This is a genomic window from Aliiglaciecola lipolytica (assembly GCF_018860635.1).
Taxonomy (GTDB): domain Bacteria; phylum Pseudomonadota; class Gammaproteobacteria; order Enterobacterales; family Alteromonadaceae; genus Aliiglaciecola; species Aliiglaciecola lipolytica_A.
Genome location: NZ_JAHKPT010000033.1, coordinates 83,077 through 102,858, shown reverse-complemented (window position 1 = coordinate 102,858; position 19,782 = coordinate 83,077). Strand labels below are relative to the sequence as shown.

The following is a 19,782-nucleotide window of genomic DNA, read 5'->3' as shown; positions in this document are numbered from 1 at the left end:
GCGTTATCGATTTGATCAAATGCTGATGCTGCACCACCGTAGGTCTTTGCAAGAACTGTAGTGATTGCCGCTGTAAGCGTAGTTTTACCATGGTCAACGTGGCCAATTGTACCGACGTTTACATGGGGTTTCGTGCGTTCAAACTTTTCTTTAGCCATTTTTCTCGTTTCCTAATTTAAAAGTCCGACCCTGTAACAGACCGGACCGAACCTTCATTTAGATTAATTTCTTGCTTCAACTATCGCTTTAGTCACATTATTTGGTGCTTCAGCATAGTTAAAGAATTCCATAGAGTATGAAGCTCGCCCCTGCGTTGCGCTTCGCAATGCAGTAGCATAGCCAAACATTTCCGAAAGAGGAACCTTAGCACGTACAATTTTTATACCTGCCACCCCTTCATCCATGCCATCAATTACGCCGCGACGACGATTTAAGTCACCCACGACATCACCCATCCAGTCTTCTGGAGTGGTGACTTCAACTTTCATAGTCGGCTCAAGCAGTACAGGATTGGCAATCTCTACACCTTCCCTAAAGCCCATTGAACCGGCTATCTTAAACGCCATTTCAGAAGAGTCAACATCATGGAATGAACCATCAAACAAAGTGACTTTGACATCCAACACTGGGTAACCAGCTAGGACACCATTTTGCATCTGTTCTTGGATACCTTTATCTACTGAAGGAATGTATTCTTTGGGAACGATTCCGCCCACAATTTCATTCACAAATTCGTAGCCTGCACCTTCTTCGTTTGGTTCAATTTTCAGCCAAACATGTCCATATTGACCACGTCCACCTGATTGACGAACAAACTTTCCTTCCACTTCGACACTTTTACGAATCGTCTCTCGATATGCAACTTGGGGTTTACCCACATTACATTCGACATTAAATTCACGCTTCATGCGGTCAACAATGATATCCAAATGCAACTCACCCATTCCTGAGATAATTGTTTGTCCGGACTCTTCGTCGGTTTTTACGCGGAAAGAAGGATCTTCTGCAGCAAGTTTACCCAAAGCAACGCCCATTTTATCTTGGTCAGCTTGAGAACGAGGCTCTACCGCAATAGAAATAACCGGTTCAGGGAATTCCATACGTTCGAGGGTAATGATGTGGTTTGGATCACACAAGGTGTCTCCAGTTGTCACATCTTTCATTCCAATTGCTGCCGCGATATCACCAGCGCGCACTTCTTTTAACTCTTCACGGTCTTTAGCATGCATTTGCACGATTCGACCAAAGCGTTCACGTTTACCTTTTACAGCGTTATAAACAGCATCACCTGTATTTACCACGCCGGAATAACAACGGAAGAAGGTTAAAGTCCCTACAAATGGGTCAGTGGCAATTTTAAACGCTAAGGCAGCAAACGGTTCGCTATCGTCAGCATGACGTTCAGCTTCTGTTTCATTCTTATCACTTAGTACGCCAGTGATTGCAGGTACATCAACCGGTGCTGGCAAGAACTCGATAACGGAATCAAGAACAGCCTGTACACCTTTATTTTTAAATGCTGAACCGCATGTCGCCACTACAATTTCATTTTTGAGTGTACGTATACGTAGTCCAGTTTTAATTTCTTCCTCGGAAAGCTCTTCACCTTCCAAATATTTATTCATCAATTCATCAGAGGCTTCCGCGGCAGCTTCAACCATCTCGGTGCGAAGTTCATTCGCCCTGTCCAGTAAATCTGCAGGTACATCTTCATATAAAAAGGTCATACCTTGATCAGCTTCATTCCAATTAATGGCTTTCATCTTGATCAAGTCAATGACGCCTTTGAAGTTCTCTTCAGCACCAATGTTCAATTGAATAGGTACACAAGTAGCACCTAAACGATTGTGAATTTGCTTAACTACACGATCGAAGTCAGCACCCGTACGGTCCATTTTATTGACAAATACCATGCGCGGAACACGGTATTTATCAGCTTGGCGCCATACAGTCTCAGATTGGGGTTCAACGCCCGATGAGCCACAGAACACAACTACCGCACCATCTAACACTCGTAAAGAACGTTCAACTTCTATAGTGAAGTCTACGTGCCCTGGGGTGTCAATAATGTTGATTCTGTGCTGGTCATATTGTTGTTGCATGCCAGACCAGAAACAAGTAGTGGCTGCAGAGGTAATAGTAATCCCCCGCTCCTGCTCTTGCTCCATCCAATCCATGGTAGCAGCGCCATCATGGACTTCACCAATCTTGTGAGACAAGCCGGTATAAAATAAAACGCGCTCAGTCGTGGTCGTTTTACCCGCGTCAACGTGGGCAACGATTCCGATATTGCGATAGCGTTCAATTGGATGTTTACGAGCCATTTAATCCTCTCTAAGAAACTTTGACTACCAACGGTAGTGTGCGAACGCCTTGTTCGCTTCAGCCATACGGTGAACGTCTTCACGTTTCTTAACCGCAGAGCCTCTGTTCTCAGACGCATCTAACATTTCAGCTGCTAGGCGCTGAGCCATAGATTTTTCACCACGCTTACGTGCGGCATCAACCATCCAACGCATACCTAATGCATTACGACGAACAGGACGAACTTCTACAGGTACTTGGTACGTAGAACCACCAACACGACGAGACTTAACCTCGACTGTAGGGCGGATGTTATCCAATGCTTCTTCGAATACATCTAGGTGAGCTTTACTGGTTTTTTCAGCAACGATGTCTAATGCACCGTAAACAATTTTTTCAGCAGTAGATTTTTTACCGTCCAACATGACAACGTTCATGAATTTGGCAAGTAATTGTGATCCGAACTTAGGATCTGGTAGGATTTTTCGTTGACCTACGACTCGTCTTCTTGGCATCTTAATATTCTCCGTGGGAATTCAGGTATAACCCAAAACTCTAAATTTAATAGTTTGGCCTTACTAACGGAGAACCGTTAAGACTTAGGCCTTTTTGCGCCGTATTTAGAACGGGCTTGTTTACGGTCGTTAACGCCTGCGCAGTCTAAAGTACCGCGAACAGTGTGGTAACGAACACCTGGTAAATCTTTAACACGACCACCACGAATAAGAACAACACTATGCTCTTGTAGGTTGTGACCTTCACCACCGATATATGAAGAAACTTCAAAACCGTTGGTTAAACGAACACGGCATACTTTACGTAAAGCTGAGTTCGGCTTCTTTGGCGTGGTGGTATATACGCGTGTACATACTCCACGTTTTTGTGGGCAAGCCTGTAAGGCAGCGACGTTGCTTTTTTCAACGGGCTTCTTACGAGGAGAGCGCACTAACTGGTTAACTGTTGCCATTAACTAGGGCTCCTGGTTAATAAAAAACTACTGTTTGCCCGTTTTACCGGGCGCTGAAAGCGAAAAATCCGCGACCAAAAACTTGCATTAGCAAATTTCGGGTCGCGGAATTCTATAGATCATAAAACAAACTGTCAAGAAAAGTCTTTGACTAACTAGGGTCAGCCAAAGATATTTCTAAATTTTCTTACTCGTTGTTAGAACTGTCACCAGCTTCAGCGTTTAACGCTTCAGTTAGGGCAAGTTCAGCTTCAGAGGCAGATACTGATGTTTCTTCAACCATCTTAGCAGCTTGTTTCATTTTCGCTCGGTTTTGGTGGTAAGAGAAACCGGTTCCTGCTGGAATCAAACGACCAACAATAACGTTTTCTTTCAAACCACGTAACTCATCTTCTTTACCTTGCACTGCTGCTTCGGTAAGAACACGGGTTGTTTCTTGGAACGAGGCCGCTGAAATGAATGATTCAGTAGACAGTGACGCTTTGGTAATACCAAGCAACTGTGTTTCATACTGAGCAGGAATTTTACCCTGCTTTTCAATTTCACGGTTAGCAACTCTAACGTTCGCAACTTCAACTTGCTCGCCTTCAAGGAATTGAGTATCACCTGGGTGAGTAATCAAACACTTACGCAACATCTGGCGGATGACCACTTCGATGTGCTTATCGTTAATTTTAACCCCTTGTAAGCGGTAAACTTCTTGTACTTCGTTAACAATGTAGTTAGCAACTGCACTGATACCACGAAGGCGCAAGATGTCATGAGGAGACTCTGGACCATCGGCGATTACTTCACCTTTTTCTACAGATTCACCTTCAAACACGTTAAGTTGACGCCATTTAGGAATCATCTCTTCGTAATGATCACCTTCTTTAGGCGTAATAACTAAGCGCTTTTTACCTTTTGTTTCTTTACCAAAGCCGATAGTACCGGAAACTTCAGCAAGAATTGCAGGCTCTTTAGGCTTACGTGCTTCGAACAAGTCAGCAACACGCGGTAGACCACCGGTGATGTCACGAGTTTTCGAACTTTCTTGAGGTATACGTGCTAGCACGTCACCTTCACGAGCCATCATACCGTCAGAGGCTTCGATTGTAGTAAAGCTAGGCAGACGAATTTCCTGCAATCCAACTTCATCACTTTCTAGAATAAGTTTAGGTTCTTTAGCGTTCGCTTTAGTTAAATCTTTAACTACGATACGGGTTAGACCGGTTAACTCATCTTGCTGCATTTCGGTATTCGAATCATCAACATCAGCAAAGCTAATTTTAGCCTTACGTTCTGTAATAATTGGATGCGAATGCGGATCCCAGTTCGCGATAACATCGCCAGCACTAATAGCTGCGTTATCATCAACAGAAAGGATTGCACCGTAAGGCACTTTATAACGTTCTTTTTCACGACCTTGGTCGTCGATAACGGTCAATTCAGTAGAACGTGAAACGATAACGACTTTGTCGTCAGCATTACGCACATACTTAGCATTGTGTAATTTCAATGTACCAGTTGTTTTAACTTGTACACTGTTCTCAGCAGATGCTCTTGATGCCGCACCACCGATGTGGAACGTACGCATGGTTAACTGTGTACCAGGTTCACCGATTGACTGTGCGGCGATAACACCAACAGATTCACCGAATCCAACCATGTGTCCACGAGCCAAGTCACGTCCGTAACATCTTGCACAAACACCGAAGTCGTTGTCACAAGTGATAACCGAGCGAACCAAGATTTGGTCTACTGAGTTAACTTCTAACATGTCGACCAAACCTTCATCTAGTAGCGTATTACGTTCTACTAAGATTTCGTTAGTACCTGGCTTAATTACGTCTTCAGCTACGACACGACCCAATACGCGTTCACGCAATGGTTCTACAACGTCACCACCTTCGATAAGAGGAGTCATTTTAACCCCTTCGAAAGTGCCACAGTCTTCAGTGTTAATGACCAAATCTTGTGCAACGTCAACCAAACGACGAGTTAGGTAACCCGAGTTAGCTGTCTTCAATGCTGTATCGGCCAAACCTTTACGAGCACCGTGAGTAGAGATAAAGTACTGAAGTACATTTAGACCTTCACGGAAGTTCGCTGTGATAGGCGTTTCAATGATTGAACCATCTGGTTTCGCCATCAGACCACGCATACCCGCCAACTGACGAATCTGAGCAGCACTACCACGAGCACCAGAGTCAGCCATCATGAACACTGAGTTGAAAGAGTCTTGCTCTTCCATTTCACCGTCACGGTTTTTAACTGATTCTTTAGACAAGTTTGACATCATTGCTTTAGCAACGTCTTCGTTTGCACGAGACCAAATATCAATAACTTTGTTATAACGTTCACCAGCGGTAACAAGACCTGATTGGAACTGTTCCTGAATTTCGAATACTTCTTCTTCAGCAGCTTCAATGATGTCTTTCTTCGCATCTGGAATAACCATGTCATCAATACCAACTGACGCACCAGCGATCATCGCATAGTGGAAACCGGTATACATGATTTGGTCAGCTGCGATAACCGTATCTTTCAAACCTAGTACACGGTAACAAGCGTTCAACAAACGTGAAATCTGCTTTTTACCCATAGCTTGGTTGATAATTTCAAACGGCAAACCTTTAGGCAAAATCAAAGAGAAAATAGCACGACCAACTGTAGTATCAGTTAATGTTACTTTTTCCTGTTTGTTACCATCAGCATCTACGTCATATTCAGTGATACGAACTTTAACGCGAGCATGAAGTTCAGCATTACCTGTACGGTAAGCTTTTTCAGCTTCATGTGGGCTGGTAAATACCATGCCCTCACCCAAACCGTTTACACGGTCACGAGTAAGGTAGTACAAACCTAATACAACGTCCTGTGAAGGTACGATGATTGGCTCACCGTTAGCAGGTGACAAAATGTTGTTAGTAGACATCATCAATGCACGAGCTTCTAGCTGCGCTTCGATTGTCAACGGTACGTGTACCGCCATTTGGTCACCATCGAAGTCAGCGTTATACGCCGCACACACTAGTGGGTGCAATTGTATCGCTTTACCTTCGATCAAAATTGGTTCAAACGCTTGTATACCCAAACGGTGAAGAGTAGGTGCACGGTTAAGCAGAACTGGATGTTCGCGGATAACGTCATCTAGTACGTCCCAAACTTCCGGTGCTTCGCGCTCAACTAATTTCTTAGCCGCTTTGATAGTAGTCGCTAGACCACGTCCTTCTAATTTTCCGTAGATGAACGGCTTGAACAATTCCAATGCCATTTTCTTTGGAAGTCCACACTGATGTAGACGAAGAGTAGGACCAACAGTAATAACTGAACGACCAGAGTAATCAACACGCTTACCTAGCAAGTTCTGACGGAAACGACCTTGTTTACCTTTGATCATATCAGCCAAAGATTTAAGAGGACGTTTGTTAGAACCAGTAATAGCACGACCACGACGACCGTTATCAAGAAGTGCATCAACAGCTTCTTGCAACATACGTTTTTCGTTGCGCACGATGATATCAGGTGCAGCAAGGTCAAGAAGACGTTTCAAACGGTTGTTACGGTTGATTACACGACGATATAAATCGTTCAAATCTGAAGTTGCAAAACGACCGCCATCTAGTGGTACCAATGGACGTAAATCCGGTGGTAAAACGGGTAATACAGTCATGATCATCCACTCAGGCTTGTTACCTGATTGTTGGAATGATTCAAGCAATTTCAAACGTTTAGTAATTTTCTTACGCTTAGTTTCAGAATTGATGCTAGGCAATTCTTCACGCATTGCGACTACATCAGCATCAACATCTAATACTTTAAGTAATTCGAATACTGCCTCAGCACCCATTTTAGCGTCGAATTCATCACCATGTTCTTCCAAAGAATCTAAGTATTCTTCTTCAGTTAAAAGTTGAGAACGCTCTAGGGTTGTCATACCGGGTTCGGTTACAACATAAGATTCGAAATAAAGTACACGTTCGATATCACGCAATGTCATATCTAACATCAAACCAATCCGAGACGGCAATGATTTCAAGAACCAAATATGCGCGACCGGGCTAGCCAATTCGATATGACCCATACGCTCACGACGTACTTTAGTTAATGTAACTTCAACGCCACATTTTTCACAAATCACACCACGGTGTTTAAGGCGTTTGTATTTACCACACAAACACTCATAGTCTTTTACCGGACCAAAAATACGGGCACAGAAAAGGCCATCGCGCTCTGGTTTGAACGTACGGTAGTTAATGGTTTCAGGTTTCTTAACCTCACCAAAAGACCACGAACGGACCATGTCCGGAGAAGCAAGACCGATTCGAATATTATCGAACTCTTCGGTTTTGTTCTGTTGCTTAAGAAACTTTAATAAGTCTTTCACTTTTTTCTCCCAGCGGAGTGGTGTTACAAAACCCGACTAACCTATTTGGCTAGTCAGGCTCTCCTTTCTTTCGCTCAATCAGAGCAAACTAGTCGTTCTGCTCTTCTAACTCGATATTGATACCCAATGAGCGGATTTCTTTCAACAATACGTTGAAGGATTCCGGCATACCAGGTTCCATACGATGATCGCCATCCACAATGTTTTTATACATTTTGGTACGGCCATTAACGTCATCGGATTTCACAGTTAGCATTTCTTGCAAGGTATAAGCGGCACCGTATGCTTCTAGTGCCCACACTTCCATCTCTCCGAAACGCTGTCCACCAAATTGAGCTTTACCACCCAATGGTTGCTGTGTAACCAAGCTGTAAGAACCAGTTGAACGTGCATGCATTTTGTCATCAACCAAGTGGTTAAGTTTCAGCATATACATGTAACCTACGGTTACAGGACGTTCAAATGCGCGGCCAGTACGACCGTCAAACAACGTGATTTGTCCGCTTTCTGGAATATCAGCCAACAGTAACAAGTCTTTAATTTCTCGTTCCGTTGCACCATCAAATACAGGCGTTGCGATAGGTACACCTTTACGCAAGTTTTCAGCAAGACGTCTAACTTCATCATCTGTAAAGCTTTCAATGTCTACAACTTGATGGGATTTACCTGAGTTATACACTTCTGTTAAGAAGCTTCTTAACTTAGTTAATTCTTCTTGCTCTTTGATCATGCGATCAATCTTCACACCCAAACCGTGAGCAGCCATGCCCAGGTGAGTTTCAAGAATCTGACCGATGTTCATCCGCGAAGGTACACCAAGTGGGTTAAGTACGATGTCTACAGGAGTTCCGTTTGCATCGTAAGGCATATCTTCCACTGGTTGGATAGTCGAGATAACACCTTTGTTACCGTGACGACCGGCCATTTTATCACCAGGCTGGATATGACGTTTAACCGCCAAGTAAACTTTAACAATCTTCAACACACCCGGCGCTAAGTCATCACCTTGAGTGATTTTGCGACGTTTGATTTCAAACTTGTTATCGAAATCAAGTTTGATTTCACTGTGTTGTTCAGCGATTTGATCAAGTTCTAACTGTGCATCTTCATCTTGTAGCGTAAGGTCGAACCATTTTTCACGAGGCATACTGTCAAGCTTAGCTTGATCAATACCATTGCGAAGCAATAGGTTAGTCGCTCGCGCAAAGATACCGTCGGCTAAAATACCGAACTCATCACCCAAGTCTTTTTTGACTTGACGTAATTGCATATCTTCAATCTCAAGAGCACGTTTATCTTTTTCAACACCATCACGGGTGAAAACTTGAACGTCAATAACTGTACCGTGAACAGAGTTAGGTACACGCAAAGAAGTATCTTTAACGTCTGACGCTTTTTCACCGAAGATGGCTCTTAAAAGTTTTTCTTCTGGCGTAAGCTGGGTTTCACCTTTAGGGGTTACTTTACCAACTAAGATATCGCCACCTTTTACTTCGGCGCCGATATAGACCACACCTGACTCATCCAGTTTTCCAAGAGCAGATTCACCAACGTTTGGTATATCAGCACTTATCTCTTCAGGACCAAGCTTAGTATCACGAGCAATACAGCTTAGTTCTTGAATATGGATAGTTGTGAAGCGATCTTCTTGGGCTACACGCTCAGAAATAAGGATTGAATCCTCAAAGTTATAACCATTCCAAGGCATAAATGCGATACGCATATTTTGACCCAATGCCAACTCACCTAAATCAGTGGAAGGACCATCGGCCAATACGTCACCAGTAACAATAGGGTCACCTACATTACAAGTTGGTTTTTGGTTAATACATGTATTCTGGTTTGAACGGGTGTATTTAGTAAGGTTGTAGATATCAATACCTGCTTCGCCAGCAGCCATTTCTTCTTCATTAACCTTAATAACTATGCGACTCGCATCAACATAATCAACAGTACCACCGCGTTTAGCGATAATAGTTACACCTGAATCTACAGCAACCGTTTTTTCCATACCTGTTCCAACTAAAGGCTTATCAGCTTTTAGAGTTGGTACAGCTTGACGTTGCATGTTTGCACCCATCAATGCGCGGTTAGCATCATCGTGTTCCAAGAACGGGATGATTGATGCCGCAACAGATACGATTTGCTGTGGAGAAACATCCATATACTTGATGTCTTCAATTTGCATCAAAGTAGTCTCACCACGGTAGCGGCAAGGGATAAGTTCTTCAGTCAGTTTACCATCATCGTCTAAAACAACGTTTGCCTGTGCGATTGCGAATTGACCTTCTTCGATAGCAGAAAGGTAATCGATATCGTCAGTAACAACGCCGTCAACAATTTTACGATAAGGAGTTTCAAGGAAACCAAAGTCATTGGTACGAGCAAAACTCGAAAGCGAGTTAATCAAACCGATGTTTGGACCTTCAGGAGTTTCAATTGGACAAACACGACCATAGTGAGTCGGATGTACGTCTCGTACTTCAAAACCTGCGCGTTCACGAGTTAAACCACCTGGGCCTAATGCAGAAATACGACGTTTGTGCGTCACTTCTGAAAGCGGGTTGTTTTGGTCCATGAACTGAGATAATTGGCTAGAGCCAAAGAACTCTTTAACTGCCGCTGAGATTGGCTTAGCGTTAATCAAATCCTGTGGCATTATCGCGTCAAGGTCGCCTAAACTTAAGCGCTCTTTAACTGCACGTTCAACACGTACTAAGCCAACACGGAATTGATTTTCTGCCATTTCACCAACAGAACGGATACGACGGTTACCTAAGTGATCGATATCATCCACTTCATCTTTACCATCACGGATGGTAATCAATTGCTTCATTACTGCAATGATATCTTTTTTATCTAGCGTACCTTCGCCAATCAGTTCTTCACGACCTAGACGACGGTTAAACTTCATTCTACCTACAGCTGACAAATCATAACGATCATCAGAGAAGAATAAGTTACCAAATAGGGTTTCAGCAGCGTCTTTAGTTGGTGGCTCACCAGGACGCATCATACGATAAATCTCAACCAAAGCCTCTAAGCGATTGGAAGAACTATCAATACGTAGCGTGTCTGAAATGTATGCACCGTGATCCAATTCATTAATATAAAGAGTATCAAATGAGTCAATTTTTGATTCTAGTAACGCTTCAAGTGTTTCCACTGTCAATTCGTCATTAGCATTAACAATTACTTCACCCGTTTCTTCATTAATGTGATCTTTAGCGATAACACGACCAACTAGGAACTCAGCAGGAACTTCAAGCTCTGTCACTTTTGCTTTTTCAAGAGCACGAGTATGACGAGCAGAAATACGACGACCGGTTTCTACTAGAACATTTCCTTCGCCATCTAGGATGTCAAACTGTGCAGTTTCACCACGTAGACGCTCAGGAACGATGTCCATCATGAATTTTTCATCCACTATTTTGATAAGATCTTTATCAAAGAACTCATCAAGAATTTCTTCAGTGGGCATTTCCAATGCACGTAACATGATAGTCGCAGGTAATTTACGGCGACGATCGATACGAACATATAAATTATCTTTCGGGTCAAATTCGAAGTCTAACCAAGAACCACGGTAAGGAATAACACGTGCGTTATAAAGCACTTTACCTGATGAGTGTGTTTTTCCTTTATCATGATCGAAGAAAACACCAGGTGAACGGTGAAGTTGAGACACGATAACGCGCTCAGTTCCATTGATCACAAAAGTACCGTTTTCGGTCATGAGTGGTATTTCACCCATGTAAACTTCTTGCTCTTTGATATCCTTAACCGTTCCAGGAGCGGCTTCTTTATCGAACAACACAAGACGAAGCTTAACCCTAAGTGGCGCAGAATAAGTTACACCACGGATTTGACATTCTTTAACGTCAAAAACAGGCTCACCTAAACGGTAGCTCACATATTGTAATTCAGAATTACCTGAATAACTTTTTATGGGAAAAACTGATCTAAATGCAGCTTCTAGTCCATAATGGCCGTCAACATCGATGTCGATAAACTTCTTAAAAGAATCGAGCTGGATTGAAAGAAGGTAAGGTATCTCTAATACCTGCGGGCGTTTGCCAAAATCCTTACGGATACGTTTCTTTTCGCTATTGGAGTAAACCATGGGTTCCTCAGCATTCTGATTTTTGACCCAACTTGCCTAGTAAAGCGCTTTTACTAAACAAACTTCAAGCACCCTTTGGGCGCGATCTTCAAGCATACACCAATTTTTCTAAAGTTTTAACACTTAACTTATTGGTTTTATGTCACTTTTAATCACGGTTGCGCATCAATTCGAAGGATAGTTCTAAAGGGTATAAATGCCCTATCCTACAGCGCAAAAAGGCTGGTGATTAAATAATCACCAGCCCGAGCCTTTTCAGGCAAGCAATCTGCCAACAGACAAATTACTTAAGTTCCACTTCTGCGCCAGCTGCTTCAAGTTCAGCTTTAAGTGCTTCAGCTTCTTCTTTAGCCAAACCTTCTTTGATAGCTTTAGGTGCTGATTCAACAACATCTTTAGCTTCTTTAAGACCTAGGCCAGTTGCGCCACGTACTGCTTTGATAACAGCAACTTTGTTAGCGCCAAATGAAGTCATTACAACGTCAAATTCTGTTTGCTCTGCAGCAGCTTCAGCAGCTACAGCAGGACCAGCAACAGCAACAGCCGCTGCAGCAGAAACGTTGAATTTTTCTTCAGCTGCTTCGATTAACTCTACCAATTCCATAACTGGCATTTCAGCAATCGCGTTTAATATATCATCTTTAGTTAGAGCCATTTTCTCTAAACTCCTGGGGTTATTAGTTGTTAAAAAATTTAATGCCAAACACGAAAATTATTTTTCGTCTTTGATCGCCGCCAATACACGCACAAACTTGCCTGGAACTTCGTTGATTGTACGAACGAATTTCTCGGCTGGTGCTTTGAAGGTAGCAAGTAATTTTGCTAGAGCTTCGTCGCGAGTCGGAAGTGAAGCAACTGCGTCCAATTTTTCAGGACCCAATAAACCACTGCCGATTGAAAGTGCAGTTACTTTAAGCTTGTCATTTCCTTTACTAAAATCTTTGAATAGACGTGCTGCACCGCCAGGTGCGTCTATTGAAAATCCGTAAATTAGAGGACCAGTTAAAGCTTCTTCAATATCAGAAAACTTACTGTCTGCTAAACCACGTTTTGCAAGTGTATTACGTACTACTTTAACGTATACGCCTTGCTCACGAGCTTTAACACGCAGGTCAGTCAGTTCTGAAACTTCCATCCCACGGTATTCAGCGACGGCAACGGATAGAGCTCGAGATGCAACTTCACTTACTTCTGCTACGATCTCTTTTTTTGCTGCTAAACCTAGTGCCACTGAGTTCACCTCTTGTTAACTGAATGCAATTTCATAACGATTTCACATTCAGAGTTCCAGATTGATAAACCGTTGAATACTGCCAAACAATATTCGCTGATTTACCGCTCTACGGTGTTCGTTTCCCCAGAGAGTCTGAGTCGAAACCACCGTCTGCGCAGGCATTTTACGTATTAAGCGAAATATTTAATGTAGGTGCTCTCTTACTTCACCTACTATTTCGCACCTGCGGTCTTGGACGGGAGCATGATTTTTAACTTAGTTAAAAACAGCTCCAACCCATAACCTTTAGAGAGATGAGCAATTGCTCATAAGCCAATTAAGATAACTGAGTTATCTAATTGGTAATTTATTTCAAGCCTAGGCTTACTGGATCAAGTGTTACGCCAGCACCCATTGTGGTACTAAGGCTAACTTTCTTGAAGTAAGCACCTTTAGCAGAAGAAGGTTTAGCTTTCTTCAATGCTTCTAGCAAGGCATCAAGGTTTTCTTGAATCTGGTTTGCTTCAAAAGCGATTTTACCAATGCTTGCATGGATAATTCCGTTTTTGTCGTTTCTGTAACGAACTTGACCAGCTTTTGCATTTTTAACAGCAGTTGCTACGTCTGGAGTCACAGTGCCAGTTTTAGGGTTAGGCATAAGTCCACGAGGACCTAAGATTTGACCCAACTGACCTACAACGCGCATTGCATCTGGAGAAGCAACTACTACGTCAAAGTTCATTTCGCCTTTCTTGACTAGCTCAGCAAGATCTTCCATACCAACGATGTCAGCACCAGCTTCTTTAGCTGCTTCTGCGTTAGCGCCTTGAGTAAATACTGCTACGCGAACGTCTTTACCAGTTCCGTTTGGAAGCACAGTTGCTCCACGTACGTTTTGGTCAGATTTACGAGCATCAATACCAAGGTTAACTGAAACATCTACACTTTCAGCAAACTTTGCAGTAGCTAATTCTTTCAACAAAGCAACAGCTTCATTAATTTCGTATTCTTTAGTTGCGTCAACTTTCTCGCGAATAGTGCGCATACGTTTAGTTAATTTAGCCATGTCTTATCCCTCTACTACCAAGCCCATGCTGCGAGCAGAGCCAGCGATGGTACGAACAGCTGCATCAAGATCGGCTGCAGTCAGGTCAGGTTCTTTAGTTTTTGCAATTTCTTCCAATTGCGCGCGCGTCACCTTACCCACTTTTTCAGTGTTAGGACGGCCAGAACCACTCTTAATACCAGCTGCTTTCTTCAATAAGAAAGACGCAGGTGGAGTTTTGGTTTCAAAGGTAAATGAACGGTCTTCATATACAGTGATAACTACTGGAACTGGAGCACCTTTTTCAAGGCTGTCTGTAGCTGCGTTAAACGCTTTACAGAATTCCATGATGTTAACACCTTTAGCACCTAGTGCAGGACCAACAGGTGGACTTGGGTTAGCAGAACCAGCTGCAACCTGAAGCTTAATTAAGCCTGTGATTTTTTTAGCCATTATCTCTCTCTCAAATTTGGGTCTATCGCCTCGCAAAACATAGAGATTGTTTGCTCAATCGGCTTCCCATAAAAATTAACGGTCGCGAATTATAGATTACATATTCGGGCTACGCAACACTTATATACGGATATTTAATTATTTAAGTCATTCTGACAGGATTATTTTTAGCAGATGGGCGCTACTAACAATTTATGAATCGAGAATTTACTGTTTATCTTTCACGCTTTGCTGTTTGGAAAAAAATACCTTTTTGGCTTGATACATCTCGATCAACCGCTTTTTTAGTGCTGGTTCCCGTTCAATCAATTTTTCAGCATAGGCTAGTGACGCTTGTTTCTCTTGTTGAACCTGCATTGCAACATCATCATCAGAAGGTAAAGCCGCCGATGCGCGCATCGCGATTTCAGTTAACTGTGTTTTCTTGGCTAAAAAATATTGGGGGTAACAAGCTCTTTGAGTAATCCGGCCCGCACCTTGTTTTCGCTCTCGTTTACATTTCACTTTAAATTTAGGGTTATCGACTAGATCATTGTAGTAATCGTAAAATTCAAGTTCTGTTTTAACCATTTGTTGGCGATAGAAATATAATGGTTTAGTGCCAACAACTTCGATCTGCTCAACTCTTCGTTGTGGCTCTGGCTGGCTGCTTACTTGAGCAAATAAGGTGGCGCTTTGTACGAAGCTAACACAGAGTATGATGCATATGTTTACAATGCACTTTTTTAGCTGCATAAAAATAATTCCCTTTATTAAAAATGCTCATGAAATGAAATAATATATTGAATGCCAAACTTAACGTTTTAAGTAAAACAAAACAAGCCTACACCGCTTAATTGGTTGGCTATGGAAATGATAATGTAAGAGCTTAAATGGCTAACTTACAGCGTGAAAAATTTACATAGACAAATATCATTTTTACTAAACATACGCAGCCTGCTGTTAAACCTAAATTATTTAAGTAGAACAAAAATCATCGCTGAATTGCTCTGGAAGCCCTAGAAATTCTCACCTTAACGAAAAAAAACAGCACAGTGTTTCCGATTTGATACAGTGGCTACACATCGCTGCTTACCGACCTTTTCAATTATTACCAGAGCTCTTTGCACAAGGTGTCTGTTTTAACAGACATTAAACCAAGGTATAGAATACATTACTTACCAAAACTTCCTTTTTAACGCCTCTTTAAACTCTCTTTGAAATCAGCAAGAAATAAAAACACGATTAAAAACAATAATATAAAATAATCAAAAGCAGAATCCGATTTTAAAAATGGGTATCACCATTTTTCTGGCCTACTTTCTGCTTGTTACTTAATTATTGAGTATCAAGTTTCATTATTCCCCGGGCCGTTTGTGCAAATTAGTTAAAGACACTTAACAGTGTACAGCTTGATTCTAAACGGCGAAAAAAATAATCATAGGAAGGATAAAAATGTTAAAGCTGGTTGCGAATAAGACCAAAAGAAGAAGTAATAAGCATACATCCACAAAGGTATCTTTGTGGTTTTGCGTTGGTTTAATGCTCCCTAGTAGTTTACTCCTCCCCTCCCAACTAGCGACAGCTCAACAGCAGGTGAGCGCAGAAAAACCTGAAGGTGTTATCACTAAGCCTGATGTAGACAAAATTACATTTGAAATGGTTAAAGGTCAGGCTAAAAAACTATCCGCAGAAGAATATCAAAAACGCTCTACTGAACTGCCTAAAGAATTGGCAGATATGACTTATAGTGAGTATCGAAATATACGCTTCAACCCTCAAAAGGCAATCTGGAAAGACAAGTCAAATTTCGAATTGCAACTATTCCACCCAGGTTTCCTTTACAAAAGTCCAGTGATGCTGCGCTTAGTAGATAGTAATGCTGGAAGCAACACTGTTACCTTTAAGGGAGATAAGTTCATTTATGAAAATGAAGCTTTGCCACTGCAAGGTATCGCGCCTCCTGATGCTGGTTTTGCTGGGTTTCGGGTTCATTACCCCTTAAACACTCCACAATATAAAGATGAATTAGCGGTTTTCTTAGGGGCATCGTACTTTAGGATTGTCGGTCCAGGGCAGGTATATGGAATATCAGCACGAGGATTAGCTATCAATACAGCTCATTCCTCTGGTGAAGAATTTCCTGAATTTACTCGTTTTTGGGTAATTGAGCCTAAAGAAGAAGCCGAAAATTTAATTATTTATGCTTTATTAGAGAGTAAATCGGTAACAGGCGCTTATCGTTTCGAACTTACCGCAGGACTTAACACTGAAGTAAAAGTTAACAGCAAAATATATGCTCGTACTGACGTTGAAAAGCTTGGTGTTGCTCCGTTAACAAGCATGTTGTTGTCTAGTGAAACGACCACTAGGTATTTTGACGATTTCAGACCAGAAGTTCACGACTCCGACGGTTTGTTAATGATCAACTCTCAAGGCGAACAAATATGGCGCCAGCTTAACAACCCAAAAACCTTACAAGTAACCTCAATGCAAGACACCCAACCTAAAGGCTTTGGTTTATTACAACGGGATATTGATTTTGCACATTATTCAGATATCGAAGCGAACTATCACAATCGTCCAGGCATCTGGGTAAAACCAGAAAATAATTGGGGAGCAGGTCGCTTAGAGCTTGTGGAAATACCAACGAATTCAGAAACCAATGACAACATCGTAAGTTACTGGGTACCAGATGAGCCTTTTAAGAAAGGCCAAACACGAGAATTTAATTACACCTTGAGCACGGTTTCTGGAGATTTGAAACAAAGTAACCTTGCCACCGTTGTTCGCGCAATGAATAGCTGGGCAGCTTTGCCAGGTGAGAACAATCCTGCGGATAAAAGTGTACGTAAAATTATCGTAGACTTTTCTGCGAATCAATTAACAAACTTAACTCAAAACGTTCCTATCCAAGCTGATTTACAAGTAAGTGGCGGCAAATATGACGAATTAATTGTCAGTCAACTACCTGACAAAAAAAGCTGGAGAGTGTCGTTTACACTGACTGCTGACCAAGATAGAGCCGTGGACATGAGATTATCACTGTCTCTGAGAGGCAAGCCTATTAGTGAAGTGTGGAACTATGTTTGGAGTCGAAATGAAATCGAATAATCATCAAGAGGGAGTTCACATGTCTACTTCTACGAATGAACACTTTATTAAAGCATCCGCAAAAACAGCACGTAAATATAGCTATGCGTTTTTGGTACTTGCCACCGCCATCGTAGGCGGATGGGCGATGACTGATATATTTTCAGTAGATGGATTTACGGCTATAGAAATAGTTTTGCTGTTCCTATTTACCCTAACCTTTGTTTGGATTTCAGCGGCATTTTGGAGCGCGATTATAGGTTTTACCCTGCTTATGTTGCGAAGAGATCCTGTAACCCTCAAACAAGCGCTGCGCAAAAATCAGGCAGGCAGTCTGGACCCAAACCAGCGTCAGGCGATTATAATGCCGGTCTATAATGAAGATACCAACCGCATAATGTCTGGCTTTGAAGCATGTATTAAGGAAATCGAAAAATCGGGAAGTTTACAATATTTTGATTTTTACATGTTAAGTGACACCCAACAGAAACCGCTGATTGAAGCCGAACTAGTGGCATGGAATAAATTGACCGCAAGAATGGGTAATGAGGTTGCCTCACACATGTTCTATCGCCGTCGGGAAAAGAATGTAAATCGTAAAGTAGGGAATGTTGCAGATTTTTGCGAACGTTGGGGAGCCAACTATCAATCCATGATTGTGTTAGATGCAGACAGCCTAATGACTGCTGAGAGCATGCTTACGTTGGTGAAAACCCTGCAGAGCAATCCTAAAGCAGGGCTTATTCAAACGGTTCCAATTCCGATTAGACAAAACACACTTTTCGGACGTTTTTTACAATTCGCTTCTAGTTTGTATTGCCCTACTTTAGCTGCAGGCCAGGCATTTTGGCAAACAGACACTGCCAATTATTGGGGACACAATGCAATTATTCGGATTGATGCTTTTATGGCGTCCTGTGGTTTACCGCATCTTCCGGGTGACGTCCCCTTTGGTGGGGAAATCTTAAGCCATGATTTTGTTGAAGCTGCGCTACTAAGGCGAGCTGGTTGGCATGTCTATCTATTAGCTGACCTAGAAGGTAGTTATGAAGAGGTACCGAGTAATATTATTGACTATGCAACCCGCGATCGACGTTGGGTTCAAGGCAACCTGCAACATTTGGGATTACTCCGAACGGAAGGCTTGCAAAATATCAGTAAATTACATTTTGTATTAGGTGCATTCGCTTACGTTTCTTCTTTAGTATGGTTTGTTTTGCTGTTGCTTAGCACCATAGACGCCACCGTTAGAGCCGCTTCTGATGATGTGTTTTTCACCGCACCTCATCAATTATTTCCAGCGTGGCCAGTAGATAAATCAGATTCCATATTTGCATTACTTTTCGCAACCGCATTACTACTTATAGGACCTAAATTCTTGAGCCTAATCCATGCTCTTGTATACCGTCGGTATGAGTTTGGTGGTGCACTAACGTTAGTGATTAGTACATTGATAGAGATAGTAGTCGCAATTGTAATCGCGCCTTTGATGATGGCATATCACGCTTACTTTGTGTTGAATGCGCTGGCAGGGAAAAACGTAAGTTGGAATGCGCAAAGTCGAGAAGGCAGAACTGTACCTTGGTCCGAAGCAATAAAACGTACCTGGGCTGCTACAACGCTAGCAATTCTTTGGGGTGCATTGACTTGGTATCTGACCCCACTATTGTTTTGGTGGTTAGCGCCAGTGTTACTTGGATTGATTCTGGGTGCGCCAATCATTCATTACTCGAGTAGTTTAAAGCTCGGGATTATGTCACGTAAATATGGCGTCTTCATTTGTCCTTGTGAGGTGATTGAACAGCCTGTAACCAAAAGCTTGAGGTTGAGTCTAAGCAATTTGGATAAACAGAGTCGATATAACAAAACGGTACCTGAACTACCGCCAGAAAGATGGACCAGTATGCCGATTCAAGAACTCAGACCGACTACAAAAGCGGGTCTTAAACACGGGCAATCAATTACAAACGAATAACCTCTTTGAAACTCAATTAAAGTTTCACCCCACAAACTTAATTTTGTGGGTTTTTTTTTACCTATTAATAATCAATTCCTGTCGATAAGATCTGTTGGCCAGACTTTAGCCGCGCCCAAGAACACAATAGCTCCACGGGCCGAAGCCCGTGCTACAAGGCATTTAGGCGTATTCCTTAAGCCACAAAACCATCCCATCCCTGTAGGCGGGTGCTTTAGCCCCGCAGAGCCACAAAACCATCCCATCCCTGTAGGCGGGTGC

14 protein-coding genes are annotated in these 19,782 nt (G+C 42.3%); 2 read left to right on the top strand and 12 right to left on the bottom strand.

The annotated features are described in order from the left end of the window. The 11 genes from KO530_RS17945 to KO530_RS17895 form a co-directional block, all read right to left on the bottom strand. A partial coding sequence (locus KO530_RS17945; RefSeq protein WP_252728685.1) for a GTP-binding protein occupies positions 1 to 158 on the bottom strand: 158 nt, incomplete at its 3' end. Positions 159 to 221: 63 nt separating this feature from the next. Next, entirely contained in the window at positions 222 to 2,324 is a 2,103-nt protein-coding gene (fusA, locus tag KO530_RS17940; RefSeq protein WP_216049830.1) for an elongation factor G, read from the bottom strand. Positions 2,325 to 2,348: 24 nt separating this feature from the next. Beyond that, entirely contained in the window at positions 2,349 to 2,819 is a 471-nt protein-coding gene (gene rpsG / locus KO530_RS17935) for a 30S ribosomal protein S7 (RefSeq protein WP_216049829.1), read from the bottom strand. Between the two features lie 77 nt (positions 2,820 to 2,896). Then, positions 2,897 to 3,271 carry a 30S ribosomal protein S12 gene (gene rpsL / locus KO530_RS17930; RefSeq protein WP_216049828.1) on the bottom strand — a complete coding sequence of 125 codons (375 nt, stop codon included), beginning with the start codon at positions 3,269 to 3,271 and terminating at the stop codon, positions 2,897 to 2,899. 187 nt (positions 3,272 to 3,458) lie between these two features. Then, positions 3,459 to 7,640 carry a DNA-directed RNA polymerase subunit beta' gene (rpoC, locus tag KO530_RS17925; RefSeq protein WP_216049827.1) on the bottom strand — a complete coding sequence of 1,394 codons (4,182 nt, stop codon included), beginning with the start codon at positions 7,638 to 7,640 and terminating at the stop codon, positions 3,459 to 3,461. 88 nt (positions 7,641 to 7,728) lie between these two features. Continuing rightward, the gene (rpoB, locus tag KO530_RS17920) at positions 7,729 to 11,763 is read right to left on the bottom strand and encodes a DNA-directed RNA polymerase subunit beta (RefSeq protein ID WP_216049826.1); all 4,035 of its coding nucleotides are present in this window, start codon (positions 11,761 to 11,763) and stop codon (positions 7,729 to 7,731) included. Positions 11,764 to 12,046: 283 nt separating this feature from the next. Then, the gene (rplL, locus tag KO530_RS17915) at positions 12,047 to 12,418 is read right to left on the bottom strand and encodes a 50S ribosomal protein L7/L12 (RefSeq protein WP_216049825.1); all 372 of its coding nucleotides are present in this window, start codon (positions 12,416 to 12,418) and stop codon (positions 12,047 to 12,049) included. A gap of 57 nt (positions 12,419 to 12,475) precedes the next feature. Next, positions 12,476 to 12,994, bottom strand: coding sequence for a 50S ribosomal protein L10 (rplJ, locus tag KO530_RS17910; RefSeq protein WP_216049824.1), 519 nt, complete (start codon positions 12,992 to 12,994; stop codon positions 12,476 to 12,478). Positions 12,995 to 13,343: 349 nt separating this feature from the next. Then, positions 13,344 to 14,042, bottom strand: a complete 699-nt coding sequence (gene rplA / locus KO530_RS17905; RefSeq protein WP_216049823.1) for a 50S ribosomal protein L1 — start codon at positions 14,040 to 14,042, stop codon at positions 13,344 to 13,346. A 3-nt stretch (positions 14,043 to 14,045) separates the two neighbouring features. After that, on the bottom strand, positions 14,046 to 14,474 hold the full coding sequence (rplK, locus tag KO530_RS17900; protein ID WP_008845951.1) for a 50S ribosomal protein L11: 429 nt from the start codon (positions 14,472 to 14,474) through the stop codon (positions 14,046 to 14,048). Between the two features lie 207 nt (positions 14,475 to 14,681). After that, positions 14,682 to 15,209: a hypothetical protein gene (locus tag KO530_RS17895; protein ID WP_216049822.1), complete on the bottom strand. Its 528-nt coding sequence runs from the start codon at positions 15,207 to 15,209 to the stop codon at positions 14,682 to 14,684. Between the two features lie 699 nt (positions 15,210 to 15,908). Here KO530_RS17895 and KO530_RS17890 point away from each other — a divergent pair. Together KO530_RS17890 and mdoH are read left to right on the top strand one after the other, a co-directional pair. Next, complete coding sequence (locus KO530_RS17890) at positions 15,909 to 17,567, top strand: glucan biosynthesis protein (protein ID WP_216049821.1); 1,659 nt, start codon at positions 15,909 to 15,911, stop codon at positions 17,565 to 17,567. Positions 17,568 to 17,586: 19 nt separating this feature from the next. After that, positions 17,587 to 19,521: a glucans biosynthesis glucosyltransferase MdoH gene (mdoH, locus tag KO530_RS17885; RefSeq protein WP_252729364.1), complete on the top strand. Its 1,935-nt coding sequence runs from the start codon at positions 17,587 to 17,589 to the stop codon at positions 19,519 to 19,521. Between the two features lie 71 nt (positions 19,522 to 19,592). Here the strand turns inward: mdoH and KO530_RS17880 are convergent. Continuing rightward, a partial coding sequence (locus KO530_RS17880; RefSeq protein ID WP_216049819.1) for a hypothetical protein occupies positions 19,593 to 19,782 on the bottom strand: 190 nt, incomplete at its 5' end.

Excerpts from the sequence above, each read along its gene's own strand:
- fusA (WP_216049830.1), bottom strand. The coding sequence starts at position 2,324 with ATGGCTCGTAAACATCCAATTGAACGCTATCGCAATATCGGAATCGTT.
- rpsG (WP_216049829.1), bottom strand. The coding sequence starts at position 2,819 with ATGCCAAGAAGACGAGTCGTAGGTCAACGAAAAATCCTACCAGATCCT.
- rpsL (WP_216049828.1), bottom strand. The coding sequence starts at position 3,271 with ATGGCAACAGTTAACCAGTTAGTGCGCTCTCCTCGTAAGAAGCCCGTT.
- rpoB (WP_216049826.1), bottom strand. The coding sequence starts at position 11,763 with ATGGTTTACTCCAATAGCGAAAAGAAACGTATCCGTAAGGATTTTGGC.
- rplL (WP_216049825.1), bottom strand. The coding sequence starts at position 12,418 with ATGGCTCTAACTAAAGATGATATATTAAACGCGATTGCTGAAATGCCA.
- rplA (WP_216049823.1), bottom strand. The coding sequence starts at position 14,042 with ATGGCTAAATTAACTAAACGTATGCGCACTATTCGCGAGAAAGTTGAC.
- rplK (WP_008845951.1), bottom strand. The coding sequence starts at position 14,474 with ATGGCTAAAAAAATCACAGGCTTAATTAAGCTTCAGGTTGCAGCTGGT.
- KO530_RS17895 (WP_216049822.1), bottom strand. The coding sequence starts at position 15,209 with ATGCAGCTAAAAAAGTGCATTGTAAACATATGCATCATACTCTGTGTT.
- KO530_RS17890 (WP_216049821.1), top strand. The coding sequence starts at position 15,909 with ATGTTAAAGCTGGTTGCGAATAAGACCAAAAGAAGAAGTAATAAGCAT.
- mdoH (WP_252729364.1), top strand. The coding sequence starts at position 17,587 with ATGTCTACTTCTACGAATGAACACTTTATTAAAGCATCCGCAAAAACA.